The following is a 17,895-nucleotide window of genomic DNA, read 5'->3' on the forward strand; positions in this document are numbered from 1 at the left end:
GAAACAAGACCGTTAACGTTGAGACGTCGTTTCCCCGCGATGCGGCACCCAGCGTGAGGAGCGCCGGGAAAGGCGGCGTATCCGCAGCTCAGGCGGCTCGTATCGAGCCGGCACGCTCCGGTGTCACAGCCCTGGCGTCACAGCCCTGGCGTCACAGGAGGAAACCTTCGGGGAACGGGTCGCGGGGGTCGAGGAAGTACTGGGCGGTGCCGGTGACCCACGCACGCCCGGTGATCGTGGGAACCACCGCGGGCAGGCCCCCCACCTCCGTCTGGGCCACGAGCCGCCCGACGAAGCGGGTGCCGATGAACGACTCGTTCACGAAGCCCACCTCCAGGGGGAGCTCGCCCCTGGCGTGCAGCTGGGCCATCCGGGCGCTGGTGCCGGTGCCGCACGGCGAGCGGTCGAACCAGCCGGGGTGGATCGCCATCGCGTGCCGCGAGTGCCGGGCGTCGGAACCTGGCGCGGTGAACTGCACGTGGTGGCAGCCGCGGATGCCCGGGTCCAGCGGATGGACGGGCTCGTCCCGCTCATTGATCGCCTCCATGATCGCCAGGCCCGCGTCGAGGATCCGCTGCTTGTGCGAGCGGTCGAACGGCAGGCCCACCGACTCGATGGGCAGGATCGCGTAGTAGTTGCCGCCGTAGGCGAGGTCGTAGACGACCTCCCCGACGCCGGGCACCTTGACCGCGCGGTCCAGCCCGGCACTGAAGGAGGGCACGTTGGTGATGGTCACCTCCGCGGCGGCGCCGTCCTCGACCCTGACCTCGGCGACGACCAGCCCGGCCGGGGTGTCCAGCCGGATGACGGTGACCGGCTCGGCGACCTCGACCATGCCGGTCTCGACCAGGACGGTGGCGACGCCGATGGTGCCGTGCCCGCACATGGGCAGGCAACCGGAGACCTCGATGTAGAGCACGCCGTAGTCGGCGTCGGGCCGGGTGGGCGGTTGCAGGATGGCCCCGCTCATCGCCGAGTGGCCACGCGGCTCGTACATGAGCAGGGTGCGGACGTGGTCCATCTCGGCGAGGAAGTACTCGCGCCGCTCGGCCATGGTCGAGCCGGGGATGGCCCCCACTCCCCCGGTGATCACCCGGGTGGGCATGCCCTCGGTGTGGGAGTCCACCGCGTGGAAGATCCTCTTCGTTCTCATCGACGCTCCTCGCGGGAAGGGGGTACGGGGACGATCTAGCGCAGTCCCTCGGCGAGGGCCTTCTCCGTCGCGGCGCGTACGGCGGCCTCCTGCTCGGGGACCAGGGCGAGCCTGGGCGGGCGGCACGGGCCGCCCCGGCGTCCGGCCAGGTCCATGGAGAGCTTGATCGCCTGGACGAACACCGGCCTGGAGTCCCAGCGAAGCAGCGGGTGCAGCGCGCGGTAGAGCGGAAGCGCGGTGGCCGTGTCCCCCGCGGCCGCCGCCCGGTACAGGGCGACGGTCGACTCGGGCAGCGCGTTGGGGAATCCGGCCACCCAGCCGACCGCCCCGGCGGTGACCAGCTCCAGCAGTACGTCGTCGGCCCCGGCCAGCACGTCCAACTCGGGGGCGAGCTCGGCGATCTCGTAGATCCGCCGGACGTCACCGCTGAACTCCTTCACCCCGACGATCAGACCCTCGGCGTGCAGGGTGGCCAGCAACCGGGGGGTGAGGTCCACCCGGGTGTCGAAGGGGTTGTTGTAGGCCACCACCGGCAGACCGGCCGCGGCCACCTCGCGGTAGTGCTCCACCACGGTCCTGTCGTCGGCGCGGTAGGCGTTCGGCGGGAGCAGCATCACCGCACGGCACCCGGCCTCCCCCGCCTGCTCGGCCCAGCGACGGGCCTCCAGGGCGCCGTAGGCCGCGACACCCGGCATGACGCGGTCGCCGCCCACGGCCGCGACCGCGGTCTCCACGACCGAGGCCCGCTCCCGGGGGGTGAGCGTCTGGTACTCGCCCAGCGATCCGTTCGGCACGACGCCGTCGCACCCGGAGGCGACCAGCCACCGGCAGTGTTCGGCGTAGCCGTCCAGGTCGACGGAGAGGTCGGCGTCCAGGGGCAGCGCGGTGGCCACCGTCACACCGTGCCAGGGCTTCGCGGGGGTCGTCATCGTTCGTCCTTCCGAGGGGGTTCGGGCCGATCCGTCGCCGGGGCCGAGGGAGGTTCGGCACGTGCCGGACGCGAGAGAACCTCCGGTGCGCCCGTCTCCGCCTCCTCCGGGGCCGGGAGTGCCTCCCCTCGGCCGGGGGAGGCGAACGTCGCCTCGGCGAGGTCGCCGAGCCTGACGGGCTGGGCGATCGGGCGCCGGGGCGGCGCGGGATCCTCCCCGACGAGGCACGCGACCGCGTAGCCGCACATCCTGCCCTGGCACCATCCCATCCCCGGGCGCGCGAGAAGCTTGACGGAGCGCGCGTCGACGGCACCCATGGCCTGTGCCTGACGTACGGCCGCCAGGGGCACCTCCTCGCAGCGGCACACGAGGGTGTCGTCGCGGAGCCAGTCCCGCCAGCCGGCCCGTACCGGGTAGGCCTCCTGCAGGGCGTGCGCGAAGGCGGAGAGCCGGGCCGCGCGCCGGGTCAGGGCCGGATCGGGAGCGACCGGGCGGCCCAGGTCGGCGGCGGCGGACCGGCCCGCGACGCGTCCCTCCACCTCGGCGAGCACGGCTCCGCCGACACCGGTGGACTCCCCCGCCGCGTAGACACCGGGCACGCTGGTGCGCATGCCCGCGTCCACCGCGACGACCGGGCTGCCGTCGGGGTCGCGGCGGGTGGCGCAGTCCAGCTGGACCGGCAGGTCGAGCTGGGGGACGAATCCGTAGCCGCAGGCGAGGGTGTCGCACTCGACGGTTCTCGTCGAGACCGGCCGCCAGTCGCCGTCCAGGCTCGCCACGGTGACGTGGGTCAGTGCGCTGTCGCCGTGCGCGGCGACCACCGCCTCGCGGCGGCGGTACGGGATCCGGTGGCGGGCCAGGCGCGCCCCGTACCCGAGGGCCTCCCCTACCCGGCCCGCGGCGAGCAGCGGGTGCCTGGCGAGCCCGAACCCGCCGTTCGCCTCGTGGACGCCGAGCACCCGCGCCCCGGCGTCCGCCAGGCCCGCGGCGACGGGCAGCAGGAACGGGCCGGTGCCGGCGACCACGACCCTGCTTCCCGCACCGACAAGGTCGCCCTTGAGCAGTGCCTGCGCGCCGCCCGCGGTGAGCACCCCCGGCAGGTCCCAGCCGGGGAACGGCAGCGGCCTGTCGTACGCGCCGGTGGCGATCAACAGCCCTCGCGCGGTCACCGTGCGGGGCCGCTCCTCGCGGTCTCCCTCCAGGCACCGTACGGTGATCGCGCCGTCCGTGCGTTCGACCGCCCAGACCCGGTGGCGCAGGAGCAGCTCGGCGCGCTCGCGAAGCGTCTCCCACTGGCGGGTGAACCTGTCGAGCCCGCGGTGGAGCGCGCCGGGCCGTGCGGCGCGGAAGCCCTCGGCGGGGTGCCGGAAGTACTGGCCGCCCGGCCTGGCGGCCCCGTCGACCAGCACGACGTCCAGTCCCGCGAGGGCCGCGGTGAGCGCGCCCGCGACCCCGGCGGGACCCGCGCCGACCACGGCGAGATCGTAGATCCGCGTCATCGGCCGCTCACCCCCGGTCCGGCCTCGCCCTCCGGGGCCTCCGGCAGGTCCTGGGACGCAGGTGGGGAGCCGCCGGTGGTCACCCGGTCTCCCGGGAGCGCCTCGGTCAGGCAGGCGCGCAGGGAGGGGGTTCCGTTCACCGTGACCAGGCAGTCGAAACAGACCCCGATGCCGCAGAACAGCCCGCGCGCTCTCCCGCCGAACCTGGTGGTGCGCCAGGAGCGGATGCCCGCGCCGTGCATGGCGGCGCCGACGCTCTGGCCGGGGATCACCGGGACGGGAGCGCCGTCCACGCTGATCTCGAACTCCGGCTCGGGCCGCGCTCCCACCAGGCGGTACGGATCCCTCATCGGGCACCTCCGTGGGAAGGATCCCGGTTGTGGCTTCGGTTCGAGCTCGGACTCCGCTCCGGCCCCGGACCTCGGCTCCGGTTCAGGCTCGGGGAGCAGGTCAAGACGCCTCCCGGGTGAAGCGGTCAGGACGGAAGGGAGTGAGGTCCAGGTCGGGGCTGAGGCCGGCCAGGAGCTGGGCGATCAGGTGGCCGGTGGCCGGGGCCAGGCCGATGCCCGCCCCCTCGTGACCGCAGGCGTGGTAGAGCCCCCGAGCTCGGGGATCCTCCCCGATCACCGGGAGATGGTCTGGGCAGTAGGGGCGGAAACCGCAGTAGGCGCGGATCACCCGGTACGCCGCCAGGGCGGGGAACAGCTCCACGGCCTGACGGGCGAGACGTTCGAGCACCGGGACCGACATCGTGCGGTCGAAGCCGACCCGCTCGCGGCTGGCGCCGATGAGCACGGGCCCCGGCGGGGTGCTCTCCACGACGGCGGACGTCTGCAGCCCCTCCGAGTCGCTGGCCACCGCGGTGACGTAGGCGGCCGTGTAGACCTTGTGCCTGATCAAGGGCCCGGCGAGCGGCTCGGTGACCATGATGAAGCCGCGCCTGGGCAGGATCGGGACGTGCGCGCCGGCGAGCGCGGCGAACTCGCCGCCCCAGGTGCCCGCGGCGTTGACGACGGCTCCGGCGAGAATGTCACCGTGGTCGGTGGTGACCCCGGCGATCCGGTCGCCGTCGCGGACGAAGCCGGTCACCGTAACGCCCGTGCGCAGCATCAGGGCGCCGCGACCGAACCGTTCCGCGCCTCTCCGGATGAGGGAGGCCGCCGCCAGCATGGGCTGGACCTGGGCGTCCTGCGGGTAGAACACGCCTCCGGCGAGTCCTTTCGCCAGGTGGGGCTCGTAGTCGCCGAGCTCCCCCGCGGCGACGGCGACGTGCTCGACCCCCTGTTTTCCCGCCAGGTCGGTGAGCGTCTCCAGGATCTCGTCCGTCTCGGCCACCACCAGGCCGCCCTTGGCCTCGAACTCGAACCCGCCGCCCGTGACGGGCCGGTCCATGACGCCCGCTCCCCCGCCGCCCGGTCCGGCGTCGACGCGCTCGTCCCTCGGCGCGCCGTTTCGGACCCCGCCCTCTGGCGCGGCCCCCGCCAGGTCACGCCAGAGCCGGTTGGAGAGCAGTGCCAGGTCGAGTTCGGGTCCCGGCTCCTTGTCGGAGACCAGGATGTTGCCCTCGCCCGCACCCGTCGTACCGCCCGCCACCGCCCCCCGGTCGACGACCACGACGTCCAGGCCCGCGCGGGCGGCGTAGTAGGCGCAGGCGGCCCCCACGACCCCGGCACCGACGACCACGACGTCCGGCATCTCTCACCTCGCTCCCGCACCTCGGGCCCGCCAGTAATATGTCACATACCTTTTAACGGATCAAGGCATCTAAACGGACATCACACGCAAAACTTCGGTTCAAGCCCACCCCTACCCCCGGGGGCGTACGGCACGCCGTCCCATGGCCCGCGCCTCGCACCGGTGGCCGCCATCCGGGGTCCCCCCGGGGTCCCCCCGGGGTCCGCGGCGGGACCACCCCCCTCGCCGCCTAGCATGTGAGCCGTGAACCACCTCCTTGACCAGGCTCGCCGTCATGCCGCCGGATCGGCGCGAATCGTGGGGCCGCCGACCTTCCTCACCCTGCGCCGCTGGGCGCTGGCGGCGGTCGTCGTCAACGTCGGGATCACGGTGACGGGCGCCGCGGTGCGGGTCAGCGGGTCCGGCCTGGGCTGCCCCACCTGGCCACGGTGCACGCCGGAGAGCTTCATCCCGGTGGCCCACGACGAGATCTCACCGCTGAACATGGCGATCGAGTTCGGCAACCGGATGCTCACCTTCCTGGTGCTCGCGGTCGGCGTGGCCTGCCTGATCGCCGCCCTGCGGCTACCGGCCCGCCGCCCCGACCTGGTGAGGCTGGCCTGGCTGCAACCGATCGGCGTGGCCTTCCAAGGACTTTGGGGCGGCCTGGTCGTGCGCAGCGCGCTCAACCCGGTCACCGTGAGCGTGCACTTCCTCGCCTCCATCGGCATGATCGCCGCGGCGTACGCGCTGTACGCCCGCGCCGCCCTGAACGAGAGCCCGGGCGACGACTCCCCGCCCCGGCAGCGGATCCACCGCCATGTCCGCACGCTCGTCTTCGGGCTCGTCGCCGCCGTGTTCACCCTGCTCGTCGTGGGCGTGGTGGTGACCGGCACCGGGCCGCACTCGGGCGACGAGATGGCCTCCCGGTTCGGCTTCGACATCGAGACCGTGGCGAGGATCCACGCCGACGTCGCCTACGTGGTGATCGGCCTCACCTTCGCGCTGGCGTTCGCGCTGCACATCACCGACGCGCCCGGGTACACCCGGCGGGCCGCGTGGACGCTGCTGGGCGTGGAGGCCGCGCAGGGGGTCATCGGATACGTCCAGTACTTCCTGGGCGTGCCCGCGGCTTTGGTCAACCTGCACGTGCTCGGCGCGACCCTGGTCTGGATCTGCACGCTGCGGGTGGTCTTCGCGACCGGCTCACATGGGCCGCGAAAGGCCTCGGAGGCGGTCACCGGCGAGCTCGATCCCGTCCGCGTCTGAGGCCCCTGTGACGCGCGCCCGCGACGCGCCCCCCGCAGGCGAAGGCCCCCCATGCATGAGCCGACCGTGACACACGTCCGCGTCTGAGCCGATCCGAGGCCCGACCCCGCGCTCCGATCCGGTACGGAGAAGATGATCCTCCGCATCGGATCGAACACGGCCCCCCGACGAGAGGGCGGGTTTCGCGGGTGCGAACGCGCCTAGTGGAACGGCCCGCCCGGCGGCGGGTGACCGGGGAGGCCACCCTGCGGATAAGGAGGGCCGTCCTGCGGGTGGGACGGGCCGGAGGCGTGGCTCGCCGGAGCGTTCCCCGTGACGGGCGGCCCGGGAAACTGGGCGCGGGCACCGGCCATGCACTCCAGCAGCGCCCGCTGCTCCTCGTTGAAGGTGCGCTCGTCGATCACGTGGCCCCTCGCCCGCTCGTGGAGCAGGCCGAGCTCGGTGGCCGCGAGCTGGTAGTCGCTCATCGCCCGCAGGGACGTCCTGCCCCCGTGCTGCTTGGCCCACTGCCGGGCGTGGCGGCGCCCCTGCAGGGAGGAGAGCATCACCACGTCGCCCGAGGACACCAGCCCCGTCGCCCAGTAGGCGGGCAGGTAGGTCTGGATGAGCCCGATGATGCGCTTGCGGTCGCGGAAGATGATCCAGATCAGCACGAACAGCACGACCATCAGCAGCAGGTAGGCGACGGCCAGGCCGCCGAGGCCGACGTAGGAGACGAAGCCGTTCCAGATGCCGTGCAGCAGCATCGCACCGACCCACCCGGCCGCGATGACGAAGATCCGCCCAGGCCCCCGGCGCTGCGCCGCGTAGGCCACCGCGACACCGATCATGGAGGTGAACAGCGGGTGCGCGAACGGCGAGAGGACCCCGCGCAGCACCACGGTCACCGCCAGGCCCTGCGCGCCCAGCTCGTTGAGCGCGGCCACGTAGTAGCTGACGTTCTCGCTCATGGCGAAGCCGAGGCCGACCATGCTGGCGTAGATGATGCCGTCGGTGGGCCCGTCCAGCTCGGCGCGCCTGAACCTGAGCAGGCCCAGCAGGACCAGGCCCTTCATCGTCTCCTCGACCACGGGTGCGCCGAAGGTGGCGGCGATGTTGCGCGCGTAGTCGTAGCCCAGCTGGACGGTGTTCTCGATGTAGACGAGGTTGAAGGAGTTGATCACTCCGGCGACCAGGACCGCGACCCCCGCGCCCCAGGCGAACGCGAAGATCAGGTTGCCGCGCGGCTCGGGCTCGATGCGGTCGAGCGCCAGCACCGCGGCCAGCAGCACCGGGACGGGCGCCAGCGCGAGGCACAGGGCGATGAAGAAGTAGACCGGATCGCCGTTCAGCACGTCGAAGGAGAACGACACCAGGGCGCACACTCCGGTGAGGACGAGCCCGACGATCAGTCCGACCGACGGACGGTCCCTGAGCACCCAGCGGGGGTCACGGCCGGCCATGTGGCCACCGTAACCCTTGGTGTCCACCCTACGACTCGAATCGGGAGATTATCGGCCGAAGGTTGACACACCTCGCCCCACCGCCACCCCTCGGCCACCCTCCGCCGAAAAGCAGGTGAGGCCCGCGAACCGGGCCGGCCACCTCGGATCCGTAGACCATGCCGAGCGATGAGCCGCGCTCGCGGCCGGAACCGGAATCAGGCTCCCGGGATTTACCGAAGACCACGAAACACCCTCCCCACGGTCAGGCCCACCCCAGGCCGGTCAAGAGAACATCTTCCCCCGGGAGACGTCTCCCCCGCCGCCGGGGCACGGAAACGGGCACAGCCCGAGGAGACCGCGCGAGACGATCCGGGTCTCAGACGAGCATCGAGTCGATGGCGACGGCCAGGAAGAGCAGCGCCAGATAGGCGTTGGACCAGTGGAAGAAGCGCATCGGGCGCAGGTCGACACCGGTCTTGCCCGCGTTGACCCGGGCCAGGAGGCGGTGGACCTCCCACAGGCAGGCGGCGCCGAGGACGACGGCCACCGCGGGGTAGAGAAGGGTGGTCCCGGCCACCGGCCACAGCAGCAACGAGCACAGCACCGTGGCCCAGGTGTAGACGATGCTCTCCAGCACCACGCGGCGCTCGGTGGCGACCACGGGAAGCATTGGCACCTTCGCCGCCGCGTAGTCCTCCCTGTAGCGCATCGCGAGGGTCCAGGTGTGCGGCGGCGTCCAGAAGAACACCACGCCGAAGAGCACCACGGGGGCCCAGTCGAGGCGGCCGGTGACACCCGCCCAGCCGATCAGCACGGGCATGCAGCCGGCGAGGCCTCCCCACACCACGTTCTGCGAGGTCCGGCGCTTGAGGATCATCGAGTAGACGAGCACGTAGAACAGGTTCGCGGCCAGCGACAGGCCCGCGGCGAGCCAGTTCACCGCCAGGCCGAGTCCAACGGTGGACACCACACCGAGGATGAGCCCGAAGATCAGCGCGTTCGTCGGCGGCACCAGGTCGCGGGCGAGCGGGCGGCGCCGGGTGCGGCGCATGGCGGCGTCGATGTCGCGGTCGATGTAGCAGTTCAGCGCGTTCGCGCTGCCGGCCGACAGGGTGCCGAACACCAGGGTGTTGACGGCGATCCACAGCGGCGGCAGCCCCTTGGCGGCCAGGAACATCACCGGCAGCGTCGTTATCAGCAGCAGCTCGATGATCCGCGGCTTCGTGAGGGCGACGTAGGCCTTCACGACGTCGCCGAAGGAGCGCGGCGCGGCCTCGGTGGCCGTGCCCGCCTCGGGCGGGGCCGTCGATTGCTTGTCGGTGAGCACCATCTAAGGTGCTTCCAGCACGTGCGGGGTCAACGCGTAACCTCTGATTAGAGCGGATCCGAGAATGCGGGCACCAGCCGGCCCTGAGGACTCACTGTAGTTGCAGGGGAGGCCGGTCCCGGCACGGGGTGCGGAAGCGGCGCGAGAGGACTCCCCGAGGGGGAGGCACGCCGCCTGCCGATCCCCCGGACCCGCCTCGGGCCGACCTACGCCCCGGTAGCCAGGTCGAACCCGTTAGGGTCCGGTGTGGGCGGGAAATACCAGACCGGCGCCACCATCACACGATTAGATCCGGAGATCGAGCACTTGAGCACTGAACTCGTGCCAGCCCTCGAATGGAGCGACCTGGACCGCCGTGCGGTCGACGTCGTACGCACCCTGGCCATGGACGCGGTAGAGAAGGCGGGATCGGGTCACCCCGGCACCGCGATGAGCCTGGCGCCGGCCGCTTACCTGCTGTTCCAGCAGGTGATGCGACATGACCCGTCAGACCCCTCGTGGGCGGGCCGTGACCGGTTCGTCCTTTCGGCGGGTCACAGCAGCCTGACTCTCTACATTCAGCTCTTCCTCTCCGGCTACGGTCTGAGCCTCGACGACATCAAGGGGCTCCGCCAGTGGGAGAGCCTCACGCCCGGCCACCCCGAGCACGGCCACACCGTCGGCGTCGAGACCACCACGGGCCCGCTCGGCCAGGGCCTGGGCAACGCGGTCGGCATGGCGATGGCCGCCCGCCGCGAGCGCGGCCTGTTCGACCCGGACGCCGCCCCGGGCGCGAGCCCGTTCGACCACAACATCTGGTGCATCGCCTCCGAGGGTGACATCGAGGAGGGCATCAGCCACGAGGTGAGCGCCCTCGCGGCCCACCAGAGGCTGGGCAACCTCACCGTCGTCTTCGACAGCAACCACATCTCGATCGAGGACGACACCCAGATCGCGCTGAGCGAGGACATCGTCGCGCGCTACGAGGCGTACGGGTGGCACACCCAGACGGTCGACTGGACGCGGACGGGCGAGTACGTCGAGGACGTCCAGGCGCTGTACGAGGCCCTGGAGGCCGCCCGCGCCGAGACCGGCAGGCCGTCGTTCATCCGGCTGCGCACGATCATCGGCTGGCCCGCGCCCAACAAGCAGAACACCGGCAAGATCCACGGCTCGGCGCTGGGCGCCGACGAGGTCGCCGCCACCAAGAAGGTCATGGGCTTCGACATCGAGAAGAGCTTCGACGTCCCCTCCGAGGTGCTGGAGCACGCCCGCGAGGTCGTCGAGCGCGGCCGGGCCGTGCGGGCAGAGTGGGACAAGCTCTACCAGAGCTGGCGTGAGGCCAACCCCGAGCGCGCCGCCGAGTTCGACCGCATCTCCGCGCGACGGCTTCCCGCGGACTGGACCGGGGCGCTGCCGACCTTCGAGATCGGCTCCTCCGTCGCCACCCGCAAGGCCTCCGGCGAGGTGCTCAGCGCCCTCGCGCCGGTGCTGCCCGAGCTGTGGGGCGGCTCGGCCGACCTCGCCGAGTCCAACAACACCACGATGAAGGGCGAGCCGTCCTTCATCCCCGAGGAGTTCCAGACCAAGGACTTCCCCGGCGGCCCCTACGGCCGCACGCTGCACTTCGGCATCCGCGAGCACGGCATGGGCGCGATACTCAACGGCATCGCGCTGCACGGCGGCACCCGCCCGTACGGTGGCACGTTCCTGGTGTTCAGCGACTACATGCGCCCGGCCGTGCGGCTGGCCGCGCTGATGAAGCTGCCGGTCACCTACGTGTGGACGCACGACTCCATCGGCCTGGGCGAGGACGGCCCGACGCACCAGCCCGTCGAGCACCTGTGGGCGCTGCGCGCCATCCCCGGTCTCGACGTGGTCCGCCCGGCCGACGCCAACGAGACGGCCGCCGCCTGGCAGGTCGTGCTGGAGCACAACGACCGCCCTGCCGCGCTCGCGCTCACCCGCCAGAACCTTCCGGTCTACGAGGGCACCCGCGACGCGGACAAGGTCGCCCGCGGCGGTTACATCCTGCGGGACGCCTCCGACGGGCAGCCCTCGGTGATCCTGATCGGTACCGGCTCCGAGGTCGAGCTGGCCGTCGAGGCCCGCGAGCTCCTTGAGGCGCAGGGCATCGCCACCCGGGTCGTGTCGATGCCGTGCGTGGAGTGGTTCCAGGCCCAGGACGCGGCCTACCGGCAGACGGTGCTGCCGTCGGCGGTGCGCGCGCGCGTGGCGGTCGAGGCGGGAATCGCGCTGGGCTGGCGGGAGTTCGTGGGAGACGAGGGTGTGGTGGTGAGCCTGGAGCACTTCGGTGCCTCGGCCCCCTACAAGACCCTCTACGAGCAGTTCGGCCTGACCGCCGAGCGCGTGGCCGCCGCCGCCAAGGCGAGCCTCGCCAAGACCGGAGCCGACAAGGGCGAGACGACGGGAAACTGATCATGAGTGAGATCCTGAAGAAGCTCTCCGAGCAGGGTGTCTCCATCTGGCTGGACGACATCAGCCGCGAGCGCCTGCGCACGGGCAACCTGCAGTCCCTGATCAACGACAGGCAGGTGGTCGGCGTCACCTCCAACCCGACGATCTTCGCCTCGGCGCTGAGCAAGGGCGACGCCTACGACGGCCAGTTGCACGACCTGAAGATCCGCGGCGTCGACGTGGAGGAGGCCGTGCGGGCGATCACCACCTACGACATCCGCTGGGCCGCCGACGTGCTGCGGCCGGTCTACGACACCACCGGCCAGGTGGACGGCCGGGTGTCGATCGAGGTCGACCCCCGCCTGTCCAAGGACACCGACAAGACCGTCGCCGAGGCGCGCGCGCTGTGGTGGCTGGTCGACCGGCCCAACCTGTTCATCAAGATCCCCGCCACCGTCGAGGGCCTGCCCGCCATCACGCAGGCGATCTCCGAGGGCATCAGCGTCAACGTCACGCTGATCTTCTCCCTTGAGCGCTACCGCGCCGTGATGGACGCCTGGCTGACCGGCCTGGAGAAGGCCAAGGAGGCCGGCCTGGACCTGTCGGCCATCGAGTCGGTCGCCTCGTTCTTCGTCAGCCGCGTGGACGGCGAGATCGACAAGCGCCTGGACAAGATCGGCACGCCCGAGGCGCTCGCGCTGAGGGGCAAGGCCGCGGTCGCCAACGCCCGCCTCGCCTTCGCCGCCTTCGAGGAGGTCGTCGCGTCCCCGCGCTGGCAGGCGCTGGCCGAGGCCGGCGCGCGGGCGCAGCGCCCGCTGTGGGCCTCCACCGGGACGAAGAACCCCGACTACCCCGACACCCTCTACGTGGACGAGCTGGTCACCTCCGGAACGGTCAACACGATGCCGGAGAAGACCCTGGAGGCCACGGCCGACCACGGCAACATCACCGGCGACACGGTCCGCTCCTCCTACGAGGAGGCCTGGAACACCATGGCGGCGCTCAAGGACGCCGGCATCGACTACGACGATGTGGTGCGCTTCCTGGAGGAGGACGGCCTGAACAAGTTCGAGGCCTCCTGGAAAGAGCTGCTGGAGACCGTCTCCTCCGAGCTGAAGAAGGCGTGAGGACCATATGTCAGTGTCCGTGACGTTCAGCGAGGACGACTTCACCGAGCAGGCCTCGGAGACGGCAGGACAGCTCGCCTCCGAGGGGGTCCCCCAGGCCCTCGCCTCCGGCGACTCCACCCTGTGGGGTCCCGAGGCGGAGGCCGAGGCGGCGATCCGGCTCGGCTGGCTCAACCTCCCGCTGACGAGCAGGCAGCTGCTCCCCGAGATCGGCGCGCTGGTGGAGCGGGCCCGCGCCGAGGGCCTGGACCACGTGGTCCTGGCCGGCATGGGCGGCTCCTCCCTCGCCCCCGAGGTCATCACCACCTCCGACGACGTACCCCTCACCGTTCTCGACACCACCGACCCCGGCCAGGTGCGCCGGGCGCTCGAGGACCGGTTGGAGAGCACGATCCTGGTCGTCGCGAGCAAGAGCGGCGGCACGGTCGAGACCGACAGCCACCGGCGGATCTACGAGAAGGCCTTCCGTGACGCCGGGATCGACCCGGCGAAGAGGATCGTCGTCGTCACCGACCCCGGCTCGCCCCTGGAGGCGAGCGCCCGCGAGGCGGGTTACCAGGTGATCCTCGCCGACCCGAACGTGGGCGGCCGCTACAGCGCCCTGACGGCGTTCGGCCTGGTGCCCAGCGCGCTGGCGGGCGCCGACGTCGAGCGGTTGCTCGACGACGCGGCCGAGGTGGCGCCGCTGCTGTCGCGGACCGAGGGCAACCCCGGCCTCGACCTCGGCGCCGCCCTGGGCGCCGCCGCCGAGGCCGGGCGCGACAAGCTCGTGATCGAGGACAGCCTGTCGGAGATCAACGGCCTGCCCGACTGGATCGAGCAGCTGGTCGCCGAGTCCACCGGCAAGTCCGGCAAGGGCATCCTGCCCGTCGTGGGCGCCGACCCCGGTGACGCCGACGACGAGCTGCTCGCCGGGATCGACACCGACGGCGTCGTGACCGTCGCCGGCCCGCTGGGCGCGCAGTTCCTCGTCTGGGAGTACGCCACGGCCGTCGCGGGCCGCGTCCTCGGCATCGACCCGTTCAACCAGCCGAACGTGGCCGAGTCCAAGGAGAACACCGCCAAGCTGCTCGACCAGGCCGAGCTGCCGGTCGGCACCCCGATCCTGGTCGACGGCCCGGTGGAGGTGTACGGCGAGTTCCCCGGCTCCGAGGACGTCAAGGACCTGTCGGACGTGTTCACCCGGCTGCTGGAGGCGATCCCCGAGCGCGGCTACCTCGCGGTGATGGCCTACCTCGACCGTGAGGCGGCCTTCGACGCCCCGTACGCCGAGGGCGCCTCGTTCGAGGAGATGACGGACGTGTGGAGCGGCGCCGACCCGGCGACGCTGCGCGGGCTGCTCGCCGTCCGCACCGACCGCCCGGTCACCTTCGGCTGGGGACCCCGCTTCCTGCACTCCACCGGCCAGTACCACAAGGGCGGCCCGCAGAACGGGGTGTTCCTGCAGATCACCGGCGCGGTCGAGGATGACGTCGAGGTCCCCGGCAAGCCCTACACCCTGGGCCGGCTCCAGCTCGCCCAGGCCCTGGGCGACCTGGGCGCGCTGGCCAGCCGCGGGCGTCCCGCCGTACGGCTGCACCTGACCGACCGCGCCGCCGGAGTCGCGCGCCTGCTCGCCGCCTCACGGGAGGTCTGATGGACCGCCGGAGGTTCGCATGAGCAAGGGGAGCCCCCGGACGGGTGACGCGGCCGGTGCCCCGGCATCGGCCGCCGACACGGTCGTCCCCGCGACGGACGCGCAGGGGGAGAAGACACCCACGACCACCACGGCCACCGACGTCGCAACCGCCGGCGTCACCGAGGCCATGATCGAGGCCAACCCGCTGCGCGACCCGAGCGACAAGCGCCTGCCCCGCGTGGCCGGGCCGTGCGTGCTGGTGCTGTTCGGCGTGACCGGCGACCTGGCACGCAAGAAGCTGCTGCCGGCGATCTACGACCTCGCCAACCGAGGGCTGCTGCCCCCGGGCTTCTCCCTGGTCGGCTTCGCCCGCCGCGACTGGAAGGACCAGGACTTCGCGCAGCTGACCCACGACGCGGTCAAGGAGCACGCGCGGACGCCGTTTCGCGAGGAGGTCTGGAAGCAGCTGTCGGAGGGCATCTTCTTCTGCCGTGGCGAGTTCACCGACGACGGTGCGTTCGACACGCTGGCGATGATGCTCAAGGAGATCGACCAGACCCGGGGCACCGGCGGCAACTACGGCTTCTACCTCTCGGTGCCGCCGAAGTTCTTCCCGGTCGTGGTCCAGCAGCTGAAGCGGACCGGCCTCGCCGACGGCCCTCCCGGATCCTGGCGCCGAGTGGTGATCGAGAAGCCTTTCGGGCACGACCTGCAGAGCGCCCAGGAGCTCAACGCGATCACCAGTGCGGTCTTCCCGGAGAGCTCGGTGTTCCGCATCGACCACTACCTGGGCAAGGAGACCGTCCAGAACATCCTGGCGCTGCGGTTCGCCAACAACCTGTTCGAGCCGATCTGGAACCGCGGCTACGTCGACCACGTGCAGATCACGATGGCCGAGGACATCGGCATCGGCGGCCGGGCGGGTTACTACGACGGCATCGGCGCGGCCCGCGACGTGATCCAGAACCACCTGCTGCAGCTGCTCGCCCTGGTCGGCATGGAGGACCCGACGTCGTTCGGGGCCGACTCACTGCGCAGGGAGAAGGAGAAGGTCCTCAAGGCGGTGCGGCTGCCGTCCGAGCTGTCCCAGGCCACCGCGCGCGGCCGCTACGGGCCCGGCTGGCAGGGCGGCGAGCCGGTGATCGGCTACACCCAGGAGGAGGGCATCCCGCCCGACTCGATCACCGAGACCTACGCGGCCATCAAGCTGGAGATCGCCAACCGGCGCTGGGCCGGGGTGCCGTTCTACCTGCGCACCGGCAAGCGGCTGGGCCGCCGGGTCACCGAGGTGGCCGTGGTGTTCCAGCGGGCGCCGCACCTGCCGTTCAGCAAGGACGACACCGAGATCCTGGGGCAGAACGCGCTGGTCATCCGGGTTCAGCCGGACGAGGGCATCACGGTGCGCTTCGGCTCCAAGGTGCCGGGCACCGCGATGGAGGTGAGGGACGTCTCGATGGACTTCGCCTACGGCGAGTCGTTCATGGAGTCCTCCCCCGAGGCCTACGAGCGGCTGCTGCTGGACGTGCTGATCGGCGACCCGCCGCTCTTCCCGCACCAGCGCGAGGTCGAGCTGTCATGGAAGATCCTCGACCCGATCGAGGACTTCTGGAGCTCCCAGGGCCCGCCGGAGGAGTATCCCTCGGGCACGTGGGGGCCGGCCTCGGCCGACGAGATGATGGCCCGCGACGGGCGCGTCTGGAGGCGGCTGTAGATGACCAGCTTCATGCTCAGCGGCACGACCGCCTCGAAGATCTCCTCGCAGCTCACCCATCTGCGCCACCAGATGGGCACCCCGGCGGTCGGCATGGTGCTGACCCTCGTGGTGGTCTGCGGCGAGAGCGACCAGTACGACGCGGTCCGGGCCGCGACCGAGGCCGCCAGGGAGCACCCCTCCCGGATCCTGGTCGTCATCCCCCGCGACTCCGAGGAGCCGAACCGGCTCGACGCCGAGATCCGGTTCGGCGAGTCGACCCCGGGCGAGGTGATCCTGCTGCGCCTGTACGGGGAGCTGACCAGGCACGCCGACTCGGTCGTCAGCCCGCTGCTGCTCACCGACACCCCGGTGGTGGCCTGGTGGCCCACCGACGGCCCCGAGGTGCCGTCCAAGGACCCGATCGGCATGCTGGCCCAGCGTCGCATCGTCGACGCGCGGTCGGCGGCCGACCCGGTCAAGGCGATCGTCGGCCGGGCCCGCGGTTACGTGCCCGGTGACACCGACCTGGCCTGGACCCGGCTGACGACGTGGCGGAGCCTGCTGGCCGCCGCGTTCGACCAGCCGGTGGGCAAGGTCAAGCGGGGCGCCATCGATGCCGTGCCCGGCCATGCCAGCGCCCTGCTGCTCGGGGCCTGGCTCGGCGAGCGCCTCGACGCTCCCGTGAAGGTCTCCGACTCCGCCGGGCCCGGCCTGACCATGGTCAAGCTGATCGCGGCGGACGGCGACATCACCATCACCCGCCCTGACGGCCGGCTGGGCACGTTGTCGCGTCCCGGTCAGCCTGACCGCAGGGTCGCCCTGGCCCGGCGCCCGACGTCGGAGCTGCTCTCCGAGGAGCTGCGGCGGCTGGACCCCGACGAGATCTACGCGTCGGCGATCCGGCGACTCGCCCGGACCCACAAGTCCTGAGCCGTGAGCGCCCCGCGGCGATCGCCGCGGGGCGCCTCCTTTCGAAAGAGAAGCCCCGTGAGCGTTCCCACTGTGATCACCCACCGCGACGCCGACGTGCTCGCCAAGGCCGTCGCCGCCCGGGTGATCGTCCGAGTCGTCGACGCCCAGTCGGCCAAGGGCTCGGCCCACCTGGTCCTGACCGGCGGGACCGTCGGCATCGCCACCCTCGCCGAGATCGCCGCCTCCCCCGCCAGGGACGCCGTCGACTGGCGCAAGGTGGACATCTGGTGGGGCGACGAGCGTTTCCTGCCGGATGGCGACCCCGAGCGCAACGAGACCGGTGCCCGCGAGGCCCTGCTCGATCAACTCGACCTCGACCCCGAGCGGGTCCACGTGATGCGCGGCCCCGACTCCGGTATGACCGCCGAGGAGTCGGCCGAGGCCTACGCCGAGGAGCTCCGCAAGGCCGCGCCTCCCGAGGAGCACGGCCCGGCCCCTGCGTTCGACCTCATGATGCTGGGCATGGGCCCCGACGGCCACGTCGCCTCGCTCTTCCCCGGCATGCCCGCCCTGCACGACACCCGGCCCGTGGTCGCGGTACACGACTCCCCCAAGCCCCCGCCCACCCGTATCTCGCTCACGCTGCCGGTGATCCAGGGTGCCCGCGAGGTGTGGGTGATCGCCGCCGGCGAGGAGAAGGCCGAAGCGGTACGGCTCGCGCTGTCGGACTCGGGGACGATGCAGGTCCCCGCGGCCGGCGCCCGAGGCAGCCGGAACACCCTCTTCCTGCTGGACAGGGCCGCCGCCTCCAAGATCCCCTCCTCCCTGAGCCGGATCTCCTCCCCCTGAGCCGCGCGTCTGTCGCGAATCGGC

Annotated in this window: 14 protein-coding genes; 7 read left to right on the forward strand and 7 right to left on the reverse strand. The window is 71.9% G+C overall.

Features of this window, described 5'->3' with window-relative positions:
- Window positions 1-151: 151 nt before the first annotated feature.
- From ACIBH4_RS13005 to ACIBH4_RS13025, 5 genes are all read right to left on the reverse strand, one after another.
- Window positions 152-1,153, reverse strand: coding sequence for a proline racemase family protein (locus ACIBH4_RS13005; protein ID WP_362765020.1), 1,002 nt, complete (start codon window positions 1,151-1,153; stop codon window positions 152-154).
- A gap of 35 nt (window positions 1,154-1,188) precedes the next feature.
- Window positions 1,189-2,082 carry a dihydrodipicolinate synthase family protein gene (locus ACIBH4_RS13010; protein WP_362513978.1) on the reverse strand — a complete coding sequence of 298 codons (894 nt, stop codon included), beginning with the start codon at window positions 2,080-2,082 and terminating at the stop codon, window positions 1,189-1,191.
- Entirely contained in the window at window positions 2,079-3,581 is a 1,503-nt protein-coding gene (locus ACIBH4_RS13015) for an FAD/NAD(P)-binding oxidoreductase (protein ID WP_362765017.1), read from the reverse strand. Before ACIBH4_RS13015 ends, ACIBH4_RS13010 begins: the two co-directional genes overlap by 4 nt.
- The gene (locus ACIBH4_RS13020) at window positions 3,578-3,931 is read right to left on the reverse strand and encodes a (2Fe-2S)-binding protein (protein ID WP_362513970.1); all 354 of its coding nucleotides are present in this window, start codon (window positions 3,929-3,931) and stop codon (window positions 3,578-3,580) included. Before ACIBH4_RS13020 ends, ACIBH4_RS13015 begins: the two co-directional genes overlap by 4 nt.
- A gap of 100 nt (window positions 3,932-4,031) precedes the next feature.
- Window positions 4,032-5,276, reverse strand: coding sequence for an FAD-dependent oxidoreductase (locus tag ACIBH4_RS13025; RefSeq protein WP_362765014.1), 1,245 nt, complete (start codon window positions 5,274-5,276; stop codon window positions 4,032-4,034).
- A gap of 243 nt (window positions 5,277-5,519) precedes the next feature.
- On the opposite strand from ACIBH4_RS13025, the gene ACIBH4_RS13030 reads away from it, so the two are divergent.
- Entirely contained in the window at window positions 5,520-6,524 is a 1,005-nt protein-coding gene (locus ACIBH4_RS13030) for a COX15/CtaA family protein (RefSeq protein ID WP_362513964.1), read from the forward strand.
- A 200-nt stretch (window positions 6,525-6,724) separates the two neighbouring features.
- On the opposite strand, the gene ACIBH4_RS13035 is transcribed toward ACIBH4_RS13030, so the two are convergent.
- Both ACIBH4_RS13035 and ACIBH4_RS13040 read right to left on the reverse strand, forming a co-directional pair.
- Entirely contained in the window at window positions 6,725-7,966 is a 1,242-nt protein-coding gene (locus ACIBH4_RS13035; protein WP_362513961.1) for a PrsW family intramembrane metalloprotease, read from the reverse strand.
- A 358-nt stretch (window positions 7,967-8,324) separates the two neighbouring features.
- On the reverse strand, window positions 8,325-9,278 hold the full coding sequence (locus ACIBH4_RS13040; RefSeq protein ID WP_350947761.1) for a heme o synthase: 954 nt from the start codon (window positions 9,276-9,278) through the stop codon (window positions 8,325-8,327).
- Window positions 9,279-9,581: 303 nt separating this feature from the next.
- Between ACIBH4_RS13040 and tkt the strand changes: the two genes are divergently transcribed.
- From tkt to pgl, 6 genes are all read left to right on the forward strand, one after another.
- Complete coding sequence (tkt, locus tag ACIBH4_RS13045) at window positions 9,582-11,693, forward strand: transketolase (RefSeq protein ID WP_362513956.1); 2,112 nt, start codon at window positions 9,582-9,584, stop codon at window positions 11,691-11,693.
- 2 nt (window positions 11,694-11,695) lie between these two features.
- Window positions 11,696-12,799 (forward strand): transaldolase, encoded by a 1,104-nt coding sequence (gene tal / locus ACIBH4_RS13050; protein WP_362513952.1) that lies wholly within the window; start codon window positions 11,696-11,698, stop codon window positions 12,797-12,799.
- A gap of 7 nt (window positions 12,800-12,806) precedes the next feature.
- Entirely contained in the window at window positions 12,807-14,435 is a 1,629-nt protein-coding gene (locus ACIBH4_RS13055; RefSeq protein ID WP_362765012.1) for a glucose-6-phosphate isomerase, read from the forward strand.
- 169 nt (window positions 14,436-14,604) lie between these two features.
- Window positions 14,605-16,128 (forward strand): glucose-6-phosphate dehydrogenase, encoded by a 1,524-nt coding sequence (zwf, locus tag ACIBH4_RS13060; RefSeq protein ID WP_362765105.1) that lies wholly within the window; start codon window positions 14,605-14,607, stop codon window positions 16,126-16,128.
- Window positions 16,129-17,040 carry a glucose-6-phosphate dehydrogenase assembly protein OpcA gene (locus ACIBH4_RS13065; RefSeq protein WP_362513946.1) on the forward strand — a complete coding sequence of 304 codons (912 nt, stop codon included), beginning with the start codon at window positions 16,129-16,131 and terminating at the stop codon, window positions 17,038-17,040.
- Between the two features lie 57 nt (window positions 17,041-17,097).
- Window positions 17,098-17,871: a 6-phosphogluconolactonase gene (gene pgl / locus ACIBH4_RS13070; protein WP_362765010.1), complete on the forward strand. Its 774-nt coding sequence runs from the start codon at window positions 17,098-17,100 to the stop codon at window positions 17,869-17,871.
- Window positions 17,872-17,895 lie beyond the last annotated feature (24 nt).

Origin of the sequence: Streptosporangium sp. NPDC050284, assembly GCF_044459525.1 — a bacterium.
In the GTDB taxonomy this organism is placed as follows: Bacteria; Actinomycetota; Actinomycetes; order Streptosporangiales; family Streptosporangiaceae; genus Streptosporangium.

Coding starts and splice junctions, on each gene's coding strand:
- ACIBH4_RS13035 (WP_362513961.1), bottom strand. CDS start 7,966: ATGGCCGGCCGTGACCCCCGCTGGGTGCTCAGGGACCGTCCGTCGGTC.
- ACIBH4_RS13065 (WP_362513946.1), top strand. CDS start 16,129: ATGACCAGCTTCATGCTCAGCGGCACGACCGCCTCGAAGATCTCCTCG.
- ACIBH4_RS13010 (WP_362513978.1), bottom strand. CDS start 2,082: ATGACGACCCCCGCGAAGCCCTGGCACGGTGTGACGGTGGCCACCGCG.
- ACIBH4_RS13025 (WP_362765014.1), bottom strand. CDS start 5,276: ATGCCGGACGTCGTGGTCGTCGGTGCCGGGGTCGTGGGGGCCGCCTGC.
- ACIBH4_RS13005 (WP_362765020.1), bottom strand. CDS start 1,153: ATGAGAACGAAGAGGATCTTCCACGCGGTGGACTCCCACACCGAGGGC.
- zwf (WP_362765105.1), top strand. CDS start 14,605: ATGATCGAGGCCAACCCGCTGCGCGACCCGAGCGACAAGCGCCTGCCC.
- ACIBH4_RS13020 (WP_362513970.1), bottom strand. CDS start 3,931: ATGAGGGATCCGTACCGCCTGGTGGGAGCGCGGCCCGAGCCGGAGTTC.
- ACIBH4_RS13040 (WP_350947761.1), bottom strand. CDS start 9,278: ATGGTGCTCACCGACAAGCAATCGACGGCCCCGCCCGAGGCGGGCACG.
- ACIBH4_RS13055 (WP_362765012.1), top strand. CDS start 12,807: ATGTCAGTGTCCGTGACGTTCAGCGAGGACGACTTCACCGAGCAGGCC.
- ACIBH4_RS13015 (WP_362765017.1), bottom strand. CDS start 3,581: ATGACGCGGATCTACGATCTCGCCGTGGTCGGCGCGGGTCCCGCCGGG.
- tal (WP_362513952.1), top strand. CDS start 11,696: ATGAGTGAGATCCTGAAGAAGCTCTCCGAGCAGGGTGTCTCCATCTGG.